Source organism: Exiguobacterium sp. BMC-KP, from assembly GCF_001275385.1.
Taxonomy (GTDB): Bacteria; Bacillota; Bacilli; order Exiguobacteriales; family Exiguobacteriaceae; genus Exiguobacterium_A.
In genome coordinates, this window is record NZ_LGIW01000003.1 from 1 (window position 1) to 789 (window position 789).

The following is a 789-nucleotide window of genomic DNA, read 5'->3' on the forward strand; positions in this document are numbered from 1 at the left end:
AGACACCGCCCTTTCACGGCGGTAACACGGGTTCGAATCCCGTACGGGTCACCATATGGAGGATTAGCTCAGCTGGGAGAGCACCTGCCTTACAAGCAGGGGGTCGGCGGTTCGATCCCGTCATCCTCCACCATTTCTTTTTTTAAAGAGTTGTTTACAACTTCAAATTGCGGTCCTGTGGTGTAGCGGTTAACATGCCTGCCTGTCACGCAGGAGATCGCGGGTTCGAATCCCGTCAGGACCGCCATTTTTGGGCTGTAGCCAAGTGGTAAGGCACTGGATTTTGATTCCAGCACGCGAAGGTTCGATCCCTTCCAGCCCAGTTTTCATGTGTCATTAGCTCAGTTGGTAGAGCATCTGACTTTTAATCAGAGGGTCGCAGGTTCGAATCCTGCATGACACACCATTTTTAATTTTATATTTGCGGTCGTGGCGGAATCGGTAGACGCGCTAGGTTGAGGGCCTAGTGGTGGCAACATCGTGGAGGTTCAAGTCCTCTCGACCGCACCATATCGCACCCTTAGCTCAGCTGGATAGAGTACTTGACTACGAATCAAGGGGTCGGGAGTTCGAATCTCTCAGGGTGCACCATATTTTGTTTGCTTTGACGGGCCTATAGCTCAGCTGGTTAGAGCGCACGCCTGATAAGCGTGAGGTCGGTGGTTCGAGTCCACTTAGGCCCACCATTTTCAAAACAAACAATGACGAACTTTGAAAACTGAACGATGAGGCAAAAAAACGTATTCTACGGAATACAAAAACGAATGAAGCGCAAGCTTCGTCAATCGT

At 50.3% G+C, this 789-nt stretch carries 7 tRNA genes; all 7 read left to right on the plus strand.

Annotated elements, in window-relative coordinates:
• Positions 1 to 57 precede the first annotated feature (57 nt).
• The 7 genes from ADM98_RS00365 (at position 58) to ADM98_RS00395 (ending at position 686) form a co-directional block, all read left to right on the plus strand.
• Positions 58 to 133 (plus strand) — tRNA-Val (locus tag ADM98_RS00365).
• Positions 134 to 171: 38 nt separating this feature from the next.
• A tRNA-Asp gene (locus ADM98_RS00370) sits at positions 172 to 247 on the plus strand.
• Between the two features lie 4 nt (positions 248 to 251).
• Positions 252 to 323: transfer RNA gene (locus ADM98_RS00375), tRNA-Gln, on the plus strand.
• Positions 324 to 330: 7 nt separating this feature from the next.
• Positions 331 to 406: transfer RNA gene (locus ADM98_RS00380), tRNA-Lys, on the plus strand.
• Between the two features lie 17 nt (positions 407 to 423).
• A tRNA-Leu gene (locus ADM98_RS00385) sits at positions 424 to 510 on the plus strand.
• 4 nt (positions 511 to 514) lie between these two features.
• Positions 515 to 591: transfer RNA gene (locus ADM98_RS00390), tRNA-Arg, on the plus strand.
• An 18-nt stretch (positions 592 to 609) separates the two neighbouring features.
• A tRNA-Ile gene (locus ADM98_RS00395) sits at positions 610 to 686 on the plus strand.
• Positions 687 to 789: the final 103 nt, after the last annotated feature.